The sequence below is a fragment of the Collinsella sp. An307 genome, from assembly GCF_002161805.1.
Lineage (GTDB): Bacteria > Actinomycetota > Coriobacteriia > Coriobacteriales > Coriobacteriaceae > Coprousia.
The window spans coordinates 14,204-27,099 of sequence record NZ_NFIP01000014.1 but is presented as its reverse complement, the minus strand read 5'-3'; the positions used below and the strand labels follow the sequence as shown (position 1 = coordinate 27,099).

General features: G+C 65.0%; 12 protein-coding genes. All 12 read left to right on the top strand.

Annotated elements, in window-relative coordinates; genetic code table 11:
• The first annotated feature begins 358 nt into the window (after positions 1 to 358).
• Positions 359 to 715, top strand: a complete 357-nt coding sequence (locus B5F89_RS09910) for an Asp23/Gls24 family envelope stress response protein (RefSeq protein WP_239286746.1) — start codon at positions 359 to 361, stop codon at positions 713 to 715.
• A gap of 32 nt (positions 716 to 747) precedes the next feature.
• Entirely contained in the window at positions 748 to 2,418 is a 1,671-nt protein-coding gene (locus B5F89_RS09905) for a DAK2 domain-containing protein (protein ID WP_087431614.1), read from the top strand.
• Between the two features lie 5 nt (positions 2,419 to 2,423).
• Positions 2,424 to 4,601: an ATP-dependent DNA helicase RecG gene (gene recG, locus B5F89_RS09900; RefSeq protein ID WP_087431613.1), complete on the top strand. Its 2,178-nt coding sequence runs from the start codon at positions 2,424 to 2,426 to the stop codon at positions 4,599 to 4,601.
• Positions 4,598 to 5,173 (top strand): 16S rRNA (guanine(966)-N(2))-methyltransferase RsmD, encoded by a 576-nt coding sequence (gene rsmD / locus B5F89_RS09895; protein WP_087431612.1) that lies wholly within the window; start codon positions 4,598 to 4,600, stop codon positions 5,171 to 5,173. Before recG ends, rsmD begins: the two co-directional genes overlap by 4 nt.
• A 33-nt stretch (positions 5,174 to 5,206) precedes the next feature.
• On the top strand, positions 5,207 to 5,704 hold the full coding sequence (coaD, locus tag B5F89_RS09890) for a pantetheine-phosphate adenylyltransferase (RefSeq protein ID WP_087431611.1): 498 nt from the start codon (positions 5,207 to 5,209) through the stop codon (positions 5,702 to 5,704).
• A gap of 60 nt (positions 5,705 to 5,764) precedes the next feature.
• Entirely contained in the window at positions 5,765 to 6,268 is a 504-nt protein-coding gene (locus B5F89_RS09885; RefSeq protein WP_087431610.1) for an ATPase, read from the top strand.
• Positions 6,269 to 6,270: 2 nt separating this feature from the next.
• On the top strand, positions 6,271 to 6,822 hold the full coding sequence (locus B5F89_RS09880) for a DUF177 domain-containing protein (protein WP_087431609.1): 552 nt from the start codon (positions 6,271 to 6,273) through the stop codon (positions 6,820 to 6,822).
• A 131-nt stretch (positions 6,823 to 6,953) separates the two neighbouring features.
• Entirely contained in the window at positions 6,954 to 7,133 is a 180-nt protein-coding gene (rpmF, locus tag B5F89_RS09875; RefSeq protein WP_087203824.1) for a 50S ribosomal protein L32, read from the top strand.
• An 88-nt stretch (positions 7,134 to 7,221) separates the two neighbouring features.
• Positions 7,222 to 8,238 (top strand): phosphate acyltransferase PlsX, encoded by a 1,017-nt coding sequence (gene plsX, locus B5F89_RS09870; protein WP_204230666.1) that lies wholly within the window; start codon positions 7,222 to 7,224, stop codon positions 8,236 to 8,238.
• A gap of 137 nt (positions 8,239 to 8,375) precedes the next feature.
• A complete protein-coding gene (locus tag B5F89_RS09865; protein WP_087431607.1) occupies positions 8,376 to 8,618 on the top strand; it encodes an acyl carrier protein in 243 nt (80 codons plus the stop codon).
• A gap of 6 nt (positions 8,619 to 8,624) precedes the next feature.
• Positions 8,625 to 9,368 carry a ribonuclease III gene (rnc, locus tag B5F89_RS09860; protein ID WP_087431606.1) on the top strand — a complete coding sequence of 248 codons (744 nt, stop codon included), beginning with the start codon at positions 8,625 to 8,627 and terminating at the stop codon, positions 9,366 to 9,368.
• The gene (gene smc / locus B5F89_RS09855; RefSeq protein ID WP_087431605.1) at positions 9,359 to 12,895 is read left to right on the top strand and encodes a chromosome segregation protein SMC; all 3,537 of its coding nucleotides are present in this window, start codon (positions 9,359 to 9,361) and stop codon (positions 12,893 to 12,895) included. The genes rnc and smc overlap by 10 nt, the downstream gene beginning before the upstream one ends.
• The last annotated feature ends 1 nt before the right edge of the window (position 12,896 follow it).

The window sequence follows — 12,896 nt, the reverse complement described above, 5'->3', positions numbered from 1 at the left end:
GTCCAGCCCTCCTCGAGCGCCATCAGCGCCAGCTCCACGTCCTCCCTGCTGTGCATGCGGACCTCCCGTCCGGACCGCCGCGCGGTCCAACTTTTTGTCCGCGGTCCCATCTGCACGCAAAAGTGGGGCATATCCGTGCAGATTGCACACAGGGCGTGCGAGATGCACATGAGGCGTTACGGATGCACGCATGCCACATAGATTGCGCGCGTTTGGTGACAAGAATACGGCGCGCCCGCCGCTCATCCGATGGAGTTTCATTTTGCTCCCGTGTTCTTTGCGCAGGGACTCTCCGTCGTAGTAAGATACGGTAGATTACTCCCACGATTCGATGCCTCTGCATCAGATAGGAGATCCCGTGTCTGATACCATCACCGGCGCACTCAGTGTCTCCAACGACGTCATCGCCGACATCGCGGGTTACGCCGCCCTTTCCTGCTACGGTGTCGTAGGGATGGACGAGCAGCTCCAGGGCGCCGAGAGCGTCCGACTCCTTCCCGGGCAGCGCCTGCGCAAGGGCGTTCTTGTCACGAGCGACGAGGGCGGCCTGCGCGTCGATCTGCATGTCGTGCTCGAGAACGGCGTCAACATGAAGTCCGTCTGCGAGAACCTGTCGAGTGCGGTCACCTTCACCCTGCAGGAGATCGCGCAGATCGATCCGGCGAAACTCACCGTGGGCATCCATATCGAGGCCCTCAAGAATCGCCTGAGCTAAGGCCTGGATACGGAACAACGGAGAGAACTGACATGATCGCCAAAACAATTCGCACCTGCTTTCCCATCGCGGCAAACGCCGTCTCGGACTGCTCCGAGGAGATCAATAAGCTGAACGTGTTCCCGGTCCCCGATGGAGATACGGGCACCAACATGTCGCTCACCCTGGCCTCGGTCGTGAAGGAGCTCAGCTCCCTGCCGGCTGATGCCGACATGGAGGCCATTGCCGGCGCCATCACCCACGGCTCGCTCATGGGCGCGCGCGGCAACTCCGGCGTCATCACCTCGCAGATTCTACGCGGTGTCGCCGAGGGCCTTGTGGGCGCTACCGACCCTGCGAGCGCCTCGGATGTTGCCGCAGCGCTCCGCCGCTCCGTCAAGGTCGCCTTCAAGGCCGTCCGCAAGCCCGTCGAGGGAACCATCCTCACGGTTCTGCGTGACATCTCCACGCGTGCCGATGCCTGCGAGAAGGCACATGACTCTGTTGAGGACACGCTCGATGCCATCGTCGTCGAGGCGTATCAGTCCGTCGCCCGTACCCCCGACCTGCTGCCCGTCCTGAAGGAGAACGGCGTGGTCGACTCGGGTGCCTTCGGCTTTGCCATCTTCCTAGAGGCGTTTGTGAACGCGGCCCTCGGCCGTGACCTCCGTCAGGGCGAGGAGTTCTCCACCACGTTCGAGGCAACCGGCGAGACCGCTCGCGAGGGCGCGCTCGATCGCGTCAAGATCGAGGCGAATGACGACTGGGAGGGCTCCGAGTACCGCTACTGCAACGAGTTCCTCTTCAAGGCGGACGCCCCGTTCAACGAGGATGAATGCCTGGCGTTCCTCGCCTCCATGGGTGACTGCGAGCTTCTGGTGGGTTCGTATCCCGACTACAAGATCCACGTTCACTCCAATACGCCCAACCTCGTGCTCGAGCACATGCTCAAGCTCGGTCAGGTCTACGAGGTCTTCATCCACAACATGGAGATGGAGGCTCACGAGCGCACCGCTAAGATTCACGCCGACCAGGATGCCGAGGCAGCCGAGCCCGCTAAGGCTCTTGGTTACGTCGCGGTTGCCGCAGGTTCCGGCGAGGCTGAGATTCTGACCTCGCTCGGTGTCGATGTCGTCGTCTCCGGTGGTCAGACCATGAATCCCTCCACGGCTGATCTCCTCGACGCCGTGAACGCGGTGAACGCCTTGTCCGTGATTATCCTGCCCAACAACGGCAACATCCGCATGGCCGCTGAGGCCGCTGCGACCGCCTGCGAGGACAAGCAGGTCGCTGTCGTTCCGACCAAGACCGTGCCCCAGGCGTTCTCGGCGCTCTTTGCCGTGCTGCCCGACTCGTCTTTTGAGGATGCGGTCGCCGCTATGACCGAGGCCGCTGCTGAGGTCCGCGACGGCGAGGTCACCACGGCCGTGCGCGATTCCGCCGCCTCCGATGGCACGCCCATCCACGCGGGCGACGTTATGGGCATCATCGACGACTCCATCGATATCGTCGGTTCCGACGTGAAGCAGGTCACCCTCGACTGCATCAACCGCATGCAGGCAGACGAGGAGGGCGACTCCCTCACGATTCTCGCCGGCTCCGATATGGATGACGAGGCCTTCCAGGATCTTCTCGACGCCATCGAGGAGGCCCAGCCCGACCTCGAGATCGATGCGCACCGTGGTGAGCAGCCGCTCTATCCCATCATCTTCTCGATCGAGTAAGCGGGATTGGGGTGACGGTCTCGCTCACGGCGAGCGCGACGCGTCTCGCCGCCACCTCTGCGCTCGCGGATGACGTGAGCCGTCTCAAATTTGTATCTGGTGCACGGGAGGAGGCCCTCCGCAGGCTCGGTATCGAGCGTGTGGAGGACCTCCTCCTCCATATTCCGCGGCGCTATCTCGACTTCTCGCACGCCTATCGTATCGAGGATGCGCCGCTGGGCGAGGTGGCGACGGTCGTCGCGCGCGTCGACCGCGTGACGCAGCGTCGTCCGCGCCCGCGCATGACGGTCGTCGAGGTCTCGCTTGTCGACGATACCGGGGTTCTTCAGGTCGCATTTTTCAAACAACCCTGGATAGCTCAGCAGCTTGAGCCCGGGATGCGCGTCGCGGTGATGGGCAAGGTCGAGTTTGCCTACGGGTTCAAGCAGATGGCCTCCCCCCATTACGAGGTGCTCGACGATGAGGCGTCCGGCACCATCATGCCGGTCCATCCGGTGGGAGAGGGCATCTCCGCCGCCTGGATGCGCCGCATCGTGTCGGTCGCGCTCGAGCGTTCGGTGACGCTCTCAGACTATCTGCCCGCGCGCCTGCGCGCAAAGCGGCGCCTTATGAGCCTCGCCCGCGCGCTTCGCTCCATCCACTTTCCCCACGACATGTCCGAGCGAAGTCAAGCGAGGACGCGCCTTGCCTATGACGAGCTCCTGCTGCTGCAGCTGGCCCTTCGCTTGCGCAACGATGCGAACTTGCTTGATGTCGCACCTTGCGCCCACCGTGTGGGCGAGCACGTCGAGGCGCTCCGCCATGCTCTTCCTTTCGAGCTTTCCGCAGAGCAGGACGCGGCGGTGCAGGATATCCTCGCCGATATGACCGACGCAGACCACATCATGAACCGCCTGCTGCTTGGCGACGTTGGCACGGGTAAGACGGCTGTTGCGTGCTTTGGCCTCGCTGCTGCGGCGGATAGTGGCACGCAGGCAGCGGTTATGGCTCCTACCGGGGTGCTCGCCCGCCAGTATGCGCAGAAATGCGGACCGCTGCTCGATGCAGCGGGCATAAGCTGGACCCTCATCACCGGCACCACGTCCGTTCCCGAGCGCGATGAGGCCACCCGGCGCCTGCGCAACGGCGAGATCACAGTTGCCTTTGGCACGCAGGCGCTGCTCTCAGACGACGTGGTGTTTCATGAGCTGACGCTCGTGGTGATCGACGAGCAGCACCGCTTTGGCGTCGGGCAGCGCAATGCGCTCCGCTCTAAGGGCCCGGGCGCCGACCTCCTTGTCATGACCGCTACGCCCATCCCGCGCACGCTTGCGCTCTCGGTCTACGGCGACCTCGACACGAGCATCATCCGGCACCGACCCGTGCCGGGCGCGGGGGTGGCGACGCGCGTGCTCACCGAGGCGAACCGCGACATCGCCTACGATGCCATCCGGGAGGCGCTCGCGCGCGGCGAGCAGGCGTATGTGATCTGTCCCCTCGTCGAGGCGGGCGACCCGTTGAGCGAGCTCGAAGAGGTGCCGGGTGCAGAGGATATGCTGGATTCGTCTGCGAAGACAAAGGCTGCTGCCGCCCTGCACGACGTTGCCCATGAGGTGGAGGAGCTCAAGAGAGTCTTTGCGGACGCCCGTGTGGAGGCGCTCACCGGGCGGATGCGCGCGGCCGAGAAAGATGCCGTTATCGATGCCTTCCGGCGCAAAGAGGTGCAGGTGCTGGTGTCCACCACCGTGGTCGAGGTGGGCGTCGACGTGCCCTCAGCCACGGTCATGGTGATTGAGAACGGGGAGCGCTTTGGCCTGGCGACTCTGCATCAGCTGCGCGGCCGTGTGGGCCGCGGTGACATCTCGGGTAGATGCTTTGTCATGATGCAGGCAAAAACCAAGCGAAACTCCACTGCCTACCAGCGCCTCGAGGCCCTGGAGAAGACAGAGGACGGCTTTGCCTTGGCAGAGCTCGATCTGCGCCTTCGCCATGAAGGAGAGATACTGGGCTTTCGCCAGAGCGGCGGGGTGAGTCTCAGGTTCGTCGACCTGGACGAGGACGTGGAGATTATCGAGGCGGCGCAGCATGACGCAAAGCAGCTGCTTATGTACTCGAGGGATTTGGGGGCGTGCGCGACCGCTCCCTTGCGGCAGGAGGTTATCGTGCGCTACGGCGACGTGTTCAAAGAGGTGAGCGGCGGATGAGGGTCGTTGGAGGAGATTGGCGGGGGAGAAGAATCTTCGAGCCCGAGGGAAGCGACGTCACGCGTCCGACGACGGACCGCGTCCGCGAGGCGATGGCCTCTATGGTGAACTCCGCGCTCGATGAGGGTATTGAGGGCGTGCGCGCGCTCGACGCCTTTGCGGGCTCCGGTGCCCTCGGTATCGAGATGCTCTCGCGCGGCGCGGCGTTTTCGCTGTTCGTTGATGCCGATAGGAAGGCGGCGGCGCTTGTCCGCAAGAACCTCGAGAGCTTAGGCGCCGGTGCCGGGCGGTACCGGGTCGTCGTTGGTGACGTCTGTGCGCTTGTCGCGCGTGGACGCCTGGCGGGCGGCCCCTTCGACCTCATCATGCTCGATCCGCCGTATGCCTTAGGCCCCGAGCCCGTCGAGCGCCTGCTCGGCGACCTTGTCGCCGCTGGGCTCGTTGCCCCCGGCGCGCTTGCGGTCGTGGAGCACGCGGCGCGCGACGCCGGCGCGCGGCCCGCGGGCTTTGAGGTCCTGCGCGAGAAGCGCTACGGCATCACCGCGGTGGACCTTCTGCGCTACGTCGGCTAGCATACGCATGTGACGCCGACCTGGAGGAGCCCTATGAGCGGAAACATCACTCACGTTCTCGTACCGGGAACGTTTGACCCCATCACCTACGGACACATCGATGTCGCCCGGCGCGCGCGGCGCATCTGCCCGCGCGTCACCGTTGCCGTTGCGGCGTCGCTCGGCAAAAACGGCGTGGGTACGACCTTCTCGCTCGAGGAGCGCGTCGAGCTCGCCAAAGAGGCGCTCGCCGATATCGACGGCATCGAGGTGAGGCCGTTCACGGGCCTGCTCGTCGACTTTGCGCGCGAGATCGGGGCGGAGGCCGTCGTCAAGGGCCTGCGCGCGATGACCGACTTTGAGTACGAGCTCCAGCAGGCGGACCTCAACTACCGGCTCGACCCCGACCTCGAGAGCATCTTTGTGATGAGCAGCCCCGAGTTTGGCTACCTCTCGTCATCGGCCGTCCGCCAGATCGCCTCGTGCGGCGGCGATGTGTCGCTCTTTGTCCCGCCGTGTGTCGCCTGCGCGCTCAAAGACCGGTTCAAATAGCTAAACGAGACGTATGTGGTACTATCAAGACTTGATATGCACCCAATGAAAGGAGACGGGATGCCGGGCGAACCCCTTCCTGGCGAGCGCATCGAGAGCCTCGTGGACGAGCTCGAGGGCATCATCGAGGACGCTAAGCCCCCGTTTGGCAAGAATGCCCAGTTCAAGGTCATCGAGACCGAGGTGTTCTTCAACATTCTCGACGAGATTCGCATGAGCTACCCCGAGGAGTGGCAGAAGTCCCGCCGCATTCTGCGTGAGCGCGACGAGCTCATCTCCTCTGCAACGGCCCAGGCCGATTCCATTGTGGCGGACGCCCAGCAGCAGGCGCTCACCATCGCCGGCGAGCAGGAGATCGTGCGTCTGGCCCAGCAGCAGGCCGAGGACATCCGCGCCCGCGCCGACCAGTACGAGCGCGATACCCGCTACGCTGCCGAGGACTACGCCGAGCAGGTCTTCACGCACCTCGAGGAGAACCTGAAGAGCTTGACCGGCACCGTTGCCCGCTGCCGCCAGCAGCTCACCGAGAGCGCGAGCGGCCCCGGCCTCACGAGCGGCTATTAATCATGGCGTTTATCGATTCGCTTATCGTCGAGCTTGCCGATCGGGTTGAGAATCCCGGCGAGAGCTGGCAGACATCCGGCACGGTCGACGTCGCCGGCTACACGGTGGGGGAGAAGGAGTTCAGGCTCAACGGCGGCGTCAGCTACGATGCCGTCTTCACCAACGCCGGTGACGGCATCCTGCTCACGGGCATGGTGCGCGCGAGCGTCACGGGTGCGTGCGACCGCTGCCTCGAGCCCGCGCAGTTCGATGTTGCCGGCGAGCTCCAGGAGTACTACCTCTTCCACGAGCCCGAGGGTGCTGACGAGGACGATGACTACGAGCTCCTCGGTGAGGACCGTAAGATCGACCTTGCGGAGCCCATCTCGGACGCCGTGGTGATGGACACGCCCTTTGTGGTGCTGTGCCGCCCCGACTGCCGCGGCCTCTGCCCGATCTGCGGTGCCAACCTCAACGAAGAGACCTGCGATTGCGCCGAGCGGGCTGAGGAGGAGCGCGTCATGGGCGACGACAACCCGTTCGCTGCGCTCAAAAACCTCAAGCTCGACGATTAGGTTCATCCATTCGCTGAAGTTTTGCAGCTCGTGTGGTGAGAAAAAGCCTCTTATCAGGGGCGGATATCTGTGCTAATATCGCTACTTGCGCGTATTCGTGCCTGTTAGCTAACCATGTAAGGAAGGTCATCATGCCAGTACCTAAGCAAAAGAAGGGCCGCGGTGCCACTCACTCCCGTCGCTCTGCCAATATGAAGATCAGCGCTCCTTCGCGCTCCGTCTGCCCCCGTTGCCATGCCGTGAAGCTTCCGCATCACGTCTGCCCCAACTGCGGCTACTACAAGGACCGCGAGGTCATCGTCACTGAGTAACCCTTCCGGGTAAGGCTCGATGCGTGAGAGTTGCAATTTGCATGGCCGGCTCGCTGAGTCGGCCATTTCTCTATCGAAAGGGGATGTCATGAAGGTCCGCGTTTGCGTTGACGCCATGGGTGGCGACGAGGAGCCCTCCGTCGTCTTGCAGGGAATTGCCGAGGCGCTCGCTGCCGACAGCGAGCTTGAGGTGCTTGTGGCGGGTCCGGAGGAGGTTGTCGGCGAGTTCTGCCGTACGCACGACCGCGCTGAGGCTCTTATGGCCCCGGATGTGATCACCATGGAGGATGACCCCATCAAGGCCGTTATGACCAAGCGCAAGTCGAGCATCGTCCTCGCGTGCCGAGCGATCAAGAAGGGCAACGCCCAGGGCTTCTTCTCTGCCGGCTCGACCGGAGCGGTGACGGCGGCGGCGACGGCGTACGTGACGCCGTTTCGCTACGAGCAGGACGGCGAGCGTCGCCCGGTACGCCCCTGCATCACCACCGCCGTCCCTAACGCCAAAGACGGCCTTACGGTCTTTGCCGACATGGGCGCCAACCCCGATGTAGAGCCCGACGACATCGTGCGCTTTGCCCAGATGGCCTCCGCTTACGCGCGCGTGGTCTGCGGCATCGAAAGCCCGAGCGTGGGCCTACTTTCCAACGGTACCGAGGAGCACAAGGGCTCGCGCTTCACCCAGGCGTGCTTCCCGCTTATGGCCGAGCGCGTCCCCGGCTTTGCCGGCAACTGCGAGGGGACCGATCTGCTCTCCGGTCGCCTCGACGTCATCGTATCCGACGGTTTTGCCGGAAACATCGCGCTCAAGGCTACCGAGGGTGCCGCCAAGTATCTGCTCGGCGAGCTCAAGAGCGCGCTCATGGGTTCGGTCAAGGGCAAACTCGCCGCGCTGTTGGTGAAAGATGCCCTCTATGCCATCAAGGACAAACTGTCGGGCGATGCCCGCGGCGGCGCGATCCTGCTCGGCCTCAAGGGCGTGGTGCTCATCGGTCACGGCGCGACCTCGGTGGAGGCCGTCAAGAACGGCACCCTCGCCACGGCGAGCGCGGTGCGCGCGGGGCTCGTGGACGCGGTCGCCGGTTCGGTGGACGGCATCGTCGCCTAGCGCCGTCTCCCTAGGAGCTCGTCCGCTTGTTTACCGTCACCAAGAGCTGGCGGCGGCATTGAGCGGCAGGCCTCATCAGGGTAGAATCTATAAGATGATTTATCTGCGCCGTTACCGGCCGTTTGGAAGGAGTCGCCATGGAGCGCTCAGAGATGCTCGCTAAGGTAGCCGAGGTCGCCGCCGACGTTCTCGGTATCAATGAGGACGAGATCACCGAGGAGACCACCTTCGACGATCTTGACGCCGATTCTCTCGACCGCCTCCAGCTCGTCACCGCCTTTGAGGACGAGTTCGATATCGAGATTCCCGAGGACCGTCTGCTCTCCATCAGCTCGGTCGGCGATGCGCTCGACGCCATCGAGGCGTCGCAGGAGGCATAACGACCCGTGCCTGTATCGGAAAAGCTCGCCCGTGCCGAGAAGATCTGCGACCACGAGTTCCAGGACAAGCTATTGCTGCGACGGGCCCTCACGCATCCCTCTGCGGTTGAGGGGGAGCCGGTGGGCTCGTCTTACGAGCGTCTCGAGTTCCTCGGAGACTCCATCCTAGGCGCAATCGTCGCCCGTGCGCTGTACGAGGCCTATCCCTCGCTCGACGAGGGCAGGCTGACGCGCCTCAAGGTGTCGCTTGTCGCTGGATTCACGCTGTCCGAGGTCGCCGACGAGCTCGGCATTGGCTCGTGCATCTTCTTTGGCGCCTCGGAGACCGGCACCGGTGCCCGAGGACTTCACTCGGCCTTAGAGAACGTGTACGAGTCTTTGGTAGGGGCCCTTTTCCTCGACGGCGGCTGGGATGTTGCCGAGGCGTTCATCCTGCGGACGCTGAAGCCCCATCTGGCAACTGAGCGCGCCGAGCGGCCCGAGAATCCCAAGTCCTACCTTCAGGAATGCGTGCAGAGGGACGGCATGGCCTCTCCCTCCTACAAGCTCGTCTCCACCGAGGGTCCGGCACACGCGCCTACCTTCACCGCTGTCGTGCTCATCGACGGCGTCCGCCAGGGAAGGGGCTCGGGTTCTTCCAAGAAGGAGGCCGAGGCTGCTGCCGCACTCGACGCTCTCGAGCGCCTAGGCTATACCGAGGACGGCGCCATACCCAAGTCAACCGACGCTGAGGGGAACCCGTGTATCTAAAATCGCTCACCTTAAAAGGGTTCAAGTCCTTCGCCGACCGTGCGCACATGACCTTCGAGCCCGGGCTCACCGTCATCGTCGGCCCCAACGGTTCGGGCAAGTCGAACATCTCCGACGCTATCCTGTGGGTGCTCGGAGAGCAGAGCGCCAAGCAGCTGCGCGGCCAGGCGATGGAGGACGTCATCTTCTCGGGATCCTCCGCGCGTCAGCCCGTGGGCGTCGCCGAGGTGACGCTCGTGCTCGACAACGCCGACCATGTGCTTCCCGTCGACTTCGACGAGGTCGCTATCACGCGTCGCATGTACCGCTCGGGCGAGAGCGAGTATCTCATCAACCAGAGCCCTTGCCGCCTTATGGACATCCAGGACATTCTGCATGACTCCGGTCTTGGCAAGGACACGCATTCCATCATCAGCCAGGGCAAGCTCGATGCCATCCTGCAGAGCCGGCCCGAGGAGCGCCGCACCCTTGTGGAGGAGGCCGCCGGCATCTCAAAGCACAAGCGTCGCAAGGAGCGCGCCGCGCGCAAGATTGCCTCCATGGACGAGCATCTGACCCGTGCGCGCGACATCTCGCGCGAGATCACGCGCCAGCTGCGTCCGCTTGAGCGCCAGGTGGACCGCGCGCGCACCTACAAGGAGCTCTCGTCCCGCGCGAACGAGCTCACGCAGATCCTTGCCGTCGACGAGCTCCGTCGCCTTCAGGACCGCTGGCGCGGTGTCGAGACGCGCGGTAAGGAGGGCGAGGCCGCACTCGAGCTCGCTCGCTACCGCCTCTCCGAGAAGGAGCGCGAGCTCGAGAAGCTGCAGGTCATGCTTGAGGAGAAGGGCCTGTTTGTAGGGGATTTGGGCGAGCAGCGCCGCCACATGCAAGACGTCGTGGGCCGGATTGGCTCCGACATGCGCCTTCTGGAGGAGAAGGGCCACAACATGGTCGCCCGTCTCTCCGAGATGCGCGGCACGCTTTCGAGCTCCGAGCATCAGCGCCGTCGCGTGGCCGACGAGCTTGAGGGGGCGCGTCGCCAACTCGATGAGGTGACGGCCGCACTTGGCGTCGCCGAGGCCGATGTGGAGCGCCTCGAGCCCTCCGCCGACGAGCTGCATGCCCTCCGTGTTGAGCTCGATGGCGAGCAGTCCGACCTCAGCCGTCAGCAGCGCGAGAGCCAGCGCGAGGCGGACAACGCCGCGCTCGCACTCGCCAAGCTCAATGAATCGCTTTCTAACGCGGAGCTCGAGGACGAGATGTTCGCCTCGAGAATCGCCCAGATAGATGAGGGTGCCGAGGAGGTCGCCGCTTCCCTCGAGAGCCGCCGCGCGCGCTCCGAGGAAATCGACGCTCAGTTTGTGGAGGCGCAGGCTACGCTTTCGTCTGCCGCAGATTCCATCCAGACCGCCGAGGCCGCCCTCGCCGATCGCCGCGCCAAGGAGGCCGAGGCTCGTGACCGTCTCTCCGAGGTGCGCTCCGAGCTCCAGAGCCTCTCGCGCCTCGACGAGCGCCTCTCCGACTCGTCGCCCCTCGTTGCCCGTATCGTGGGTGAGCTCAAAGACGGGGTAACGGGTCGCCTCGGCGACATCATCGAGGTGCCCGAGGAGCTCGAGGGTCTTGTCGAGACCCTGCTCGCGGGTGATATCGACGGCATCATCTTCGAGGGCGCCGAGGACCTCGCCCATGCGGCTGAGCTTGCGCTGAGTCAGCAGAGCGTCTCCGGCGAGGCGCTGCTTGCAGGCAAGGCGCTTCAGGCACCGGCGCCCGCGGCGGGTGCCGCCGGCTACCGCTTGGTGGACCGGCTCGCCGTGCGCGAGGGGTTTGCCGGGGTCGTGGGGGCGCTTCTCGGCCATATCTACGTTGTTGACTTGCTCGAGGAGGCGCTCGCGGCGCCGGAGATTCCCGGCGTGGTGTATGTGACGCCTCGCGGGGCGCGCGTCACCTCGGGCGGTATCGTTCGCGTGGGCGCGCCCAGCGACGCCGCCGCGGGCGCGCTTGAGCGCAAGCGCCGCATTCGCGAACTCGAGGCCCTGGAGCCCGATTTGAGCTCGGTATTCGAGCATGCACAGGAGCTCGTGCGCGAGGCCGAGGAGGCCGCCTCCATCGCCCGCGCCGAGCAGAGCGATGCCCGGGGCGAGATCGCCCGCCTGGAGGGCGAGCGCCGCTCGCTGCTTTCCGAGATCGGCCGCCTCGAGCAGTCGCTCTCATCCGCCCAGGCAGAGCGCCAGCAGATTCTTCAGCGTCGTGAGCGCGCCGCTGCGCAGGTGCGCGAGGCTCGTCCGCGCGTGGAGGAGCTCACGCGTACCCGCGATGAGGCACGCGCCCGTATAGGCGAGCTCGCGGAGAAGATCGCCGAGGTCGCCGACGAGCTCGACCGCGTCCGCCGCGACGATGCCGAGGCCGCCCGCGCCCTGGGCGAGGCGAAGGTGCGCCGCGCCCAGGCCGAGGAGCGTGCCCGCAGCCTCTCAGCGCGCGTGCCGGAGCTCGAGCACCGTCTCGAGGGCATCGACCGTCGTATTCGCGGCACGCGTCAGGCCTCCCGCTCGCTGGAGGTTCTGCGCTTGCGCGTCGACCCCCTCCACGATCGCTATACGGCTCTTTCTGAGCGCGCTATGGATTGGGCAGCCCGCCTGCGCGACCAGGCGTCGCTCGAGGAGGCGGACTCCGCCTCGCTCAAGAAGACCATCGAGGATGCCAAGGCCGAGGTCGCTTCCGCCAAGGATGAGGTGGAGCGCGCGCAGGCCGAGCTTAACGAGGTCAAGGTGGAGCGCGGCAAGCTCGAGGTGCAGGTGGAAAACGCCGTCCAGGCCATCACCGCCGACGGCACCACGACGCTCGAACAGGCGCTGACCCTGCCCGAGCCCGAGGACCGCGACGCCGCCGAGCGCGAGCTCCGCACGCTCGTCACCAAGATCAACAACCTGGGTCCTGTGAACCAGGTCGCTATGGAGGAGTACGAGCGTCTGCGTGAGCGCGCCGACTACATCGAGGCGCAGCTCGCTGACCTCGAGAGCGCGCGTAAGGCACTTACCAAGATCACGGCAGCCATCGACCGTAAGATGCGCCGGGCGTTCCTCACCACCTTCGAGAAGGTCGACGAGAACTTCCGCGAGATCTTCGCCATGCTCTTCCCGGGCGGCCAGGCACACCTCGAGATGACCGACCCGGAGCACCCCTCCGAGACGGGTATCGAGGTCATCGCACAGCCGCGGGGCAAGCGCATCACCAAGATGATGCTCATGAGCGGTGGTGAGAAGAGCCTGACGGCCCTGGCCCTGCTCTTTGCGGTCTACAAGACGCGCACGGTGCCGTTCTACGTGCTCGACGAGGTCGAGGCGGCGCTCGACGATTCGAACCTCTCCAAACTCCTCGACGCCATCGACGTGCTGCGCCATCGCACGCAGCTCCTCGTGGTGTCGCACCAGCGCCGCACGATGGAGGACGCCGACGTCCTCTACGGCGTCTCCATGCAGGCAGACGGAGTGAGCCGCGTGGTGAGCCAGCGGCTCGACCGCGCGACGGGAAAGGTCGTGAACGCATAAG

Excerpts from the sequence above, each read along its gene's own strand:
- B5F89_RS09885 (WP_087431610.1), top strand. The coding sequence starts at position 5,765 with ATGCCGGGCGAACCCCTTCCTGGCGAGCGCATCGAGAGCCTCGTGGAC.
- rpmF (WP_087203824.1), top strand. The coding sequence starts at position 6,954 with ATGCCAGTACCTAAGCAAAAGAAGGGCCGCGGTGCCACTCACTCCCGT.
- B5F89_RS09880 (WP_087431609.1), top strand. The coding sequence starts at position 6,271 with ATGGCGTTTATCGATTCGCTTATCGTCGAGCTTGCCGATCGGGTTGAG.
- B5F89_RS09865 (WP_087431607.1), top strand. The coding sequence starts at position 8,376 with ATGGAGCGCTCAGAGATGCTCGCTAAGGTAGCCGAGGTCGCCGCCGAC.
- rsmD (WP_087431612.1), top strand. The coding sequence starts at position 4,598 with ATGAGGGTCGTTGGAGGAGATTGGCGGGGGAGAAGAATCTTCGAGCCC.
- B5F89_RS09905 (WP_087431614.1), top strand. The coding sequence starts at position 748 with ATGATCGCCAAAACAATTCGCACCTGCTTTCCCATCGCGGCAAACGCC.
- coaD (WP_087431611.1), top strand. The coding sequence starts at position 5,207 with ATGAGCGGAAACATCACTCACGTTCTCGTACCGGGAACGTTTGACCCC.
- plsX (WP_204230666.1), top strand. The coding sequence starts at position 7,222 with ATGAAGGTCCGCGTTTGCGTTGACGCCATGGGTGGCGACGAGGAGCCC.